Origin of the sequence: Flavobacterium sp. (genome assembly GCF_025352425.1) — a bacterium.
Taxonomy (GTDB): Bacteria; Bacteroidota; Bacteroidia; order Flavobacteriales; family Flavobacteriaceae; genus Flavobacterium.
On the sequence record NZ_JANXTI010000023.1, the window covers coordinates 1 to 2774 of the forward strand.

Genomic DNA, 2774 nt, shown 5'->3' on the forward strand with positions numbered 1-2774 from the left:
AGTTTATAAAACAACCGCATCCGAAAAAATTAATTTAAAAGATAATTCATTAGTTTATGAAGACCTAAATTGCATAATTTCATATAATTTTTGGCAAAATGAAGGAAATATTGGGTTCAGTTTTTTTAATAAAACAGATAAAAATATTTATTTGAATTTAGAAGAAAGTTTTTTTGTTTTTAATAATATTTCAAACAATTATTATAAAAATAGAATATTTACAAATTCACAAAGTTCAGGAGTTATTGTGTCAAAAGGAGCATCAGCAGCTAAATCAGTTACGGGTTATAATTTCCTTGATTTAGTACAGACAAATCTAATATCAGCATCTTCTTCAGTAGGTAAAACAAGCTCTTCAGGCACATCTGTAGCGTACAACGAAGAAAAAATAGTTTGTATCCCACCACAAACCGCAAAAATAATTTCAGAATACAATATCAATCAAACGATTTTTAGAGATTGTGAATTATCAAGATATCCAACGAAAAAAGAAATAAAATCGAAAAATTTCACGAAATCTAATAGCCCACTTATTTTTAGTAATATCATTTCATATAAACTAGCTCAAAGTGAAATACTGAATAAGGTGCAAAATGAATTCTTTGTTTCTGAAATAACTAATTTGCCTGAAAGTGAAATGTATTCATCAAGGTATAAAGAAAATTGTGGTAAAAAAAGTCACTACAAATCAAGTTATTTTACTGAACAATCACCAAATAAATTTTACAATAAATACTTTTCTGACCAATACGGAAGTAAAAATTAAAAATTGCAATTGCTACAAAAGTGAGAACGAAAGTGGAAACGTAAAAAAGTAGAATGTGGAAAAAGTATTGCGCTAAAATATGTTTAAAATACACGTTTTACATTGGCAACCGAACACATAACAGCCGTTTCTCGCAATTGCGAATTTTGTGGTAAGTTCACGTTTACGTTTCGCAAGAATTTTTATCTTTAACAGAAAATAATCAGTTCCGAAGTTCGCCACTTCTTGTAGCGGCGGAACGTCAAACTGTCTAATAACCTCTTTTCTTCCCGTTAACATATTTGTATTAAAAATCTTTCAAATAATTTGGATAACTCGTCGGTTTTTATTACATTTAAGTATGAAATTCATCAACGGAACCAACAGAAACCAACTCCCGCTTTTTGCCTCATCGATTGATGATGCCATTGCGCAAGACAACGAAATCAGGCTCATTGACCTTTTTGTGGATAGTCTTAAACTCCCTGATTTTGGATTCACTTTCGATTTTGTCGAAAACGGAAGACCCGCTTATCATCCTTCGGATTTACTCAAACTCTTTATTTACGGTTACCTCAATCGCATTCGCTCGTCCAGAACTTTGGAGAAAGAATGTAATCGCAACATTGAACTCATGTGGCTTTTGAAAGGTTTGGTTCCCGATCACAACACCATTGCTAATTTTCGCAAAGACAATCCTAAAGCCATTGCTCGTGTTTTTCGGGCTACGGTGAAACTCGCCTCCCACTTTGAACTCATTGGCGGAAGCCTTGTTGCTGGAGACAGCACCAAACTTAGAGCTCAAAACTCAAAGAAAAACAATTTTAATCCCAATAAAATAGAGCGTCATATTGCCTACATCGATGCAAGACTCGAAGAATACAACACGGCTTTAGCCAAAGAAGATGGTGATGTTTTGGAAAAACAAAGTATTGCAAAGAAGATTAAAAAACATACTATTCAAAAGCAAAAATACATTGGCTATCAAAATACAATTGACACCACTGGCGTTACTCAAATCTCAACCTCAGATCCCGATAGTCGCCAAATCATGACTCGAAATAACATCTCGGAAGTAGCATACACAGTACAAACCACAGTGGATGCGCTGCACAATATCCCCATTGATTTCAAAGTGACCAATGAAAACGATTCCAAAGCTATGGGCGGTATGTTACGCCGCAGCAAAACCATTTTAGGTCACAATGATTTTACCGCCATTTACGACAAAGGCTATCACACGGGAAGCGAGTTCGATTATGCTAATAGACTCGGCGTTGATGTGTTGGTGGCTATTCCTGGCGTGTCTGCACATGCACCTGATACCGCTTTTGATGTTGAACATTTTAAATACAACAAAACTACCGATTCCTATAGCTGCCCGGCCAATGAAATCCTAAACACCAACGGAAATTGGTACGCCAAAAAGAACGGCAAGTCAATCACACAGATGAAGCATTACAAAACCAGCGCTTGTTTGACCTGTGAGCTCTTCAATAAATGCACTAAAAATGCCAAAGGCAGACTAATCGAACGCTCCCAGTATGCCGATTTGATTTATGAAAACAAAGTTCGAATCGAAAACAATTATGAAATCTACCGCAGACGGCAAGCCATAGTAGAACATCCTTACGGTGTCATAAAACGCCAATGGGATTATTATTATATCATGACCAAGAAAACCATCAAACACGCCTCAGCCGATGTAGGATTGATTTTCTCAGCCTACAACCTGCGCCGGATTTTCAACCTGATTGACCAAAATTTACTAAAACAATATCTAAAAGTATTGGCTTAATATTTTGAGATTCTGACAACGCTTTTTAACGCTTTTTACCTCAAATTTTCTTTTGGGAATGTGAAAGTGACTTTTCTTATAAAGAATTTTATTTGGTTAATCAGTGGGTAAATATATTGGATTTAAACTACAATTAAAATTCTTTATAAGAAAAGTCACTTTCACATTCCCAAAAGAAAATTTGAGGTAAAAAGCGTTAAAAAGCGTTGTCAGAATCTCAAAATATTAAGC

The 2774-nt window shown here is 34.9% G+C and carries 2 protein-coding genes; both read left to right on the plus strand.

Annotation, left to right across the window (positions count from 1 at the left end):
- On the plus strand, window positions 1-766 hold a 766-nt coding region (locus tag Q0Q99_RS02710; protein ID WP_293891062.1), incomplete at its 5' end, for a hypothetical protein.
- Window positions 767-1106: 340 nt separating this feature from the next.
- Window positions 1107-2543: an IS1182 family transposase gene (locus Q0Q99_RS02715; protein WP_293891065.1), complete on the plus strand. Its 1437-nt coding sequence runs from the start codon at window positions 1107-1109 to the stop codon at window positions 2541-2543.
- Window positions 2544-2774 lie beyond the last annotated feature (231 nt).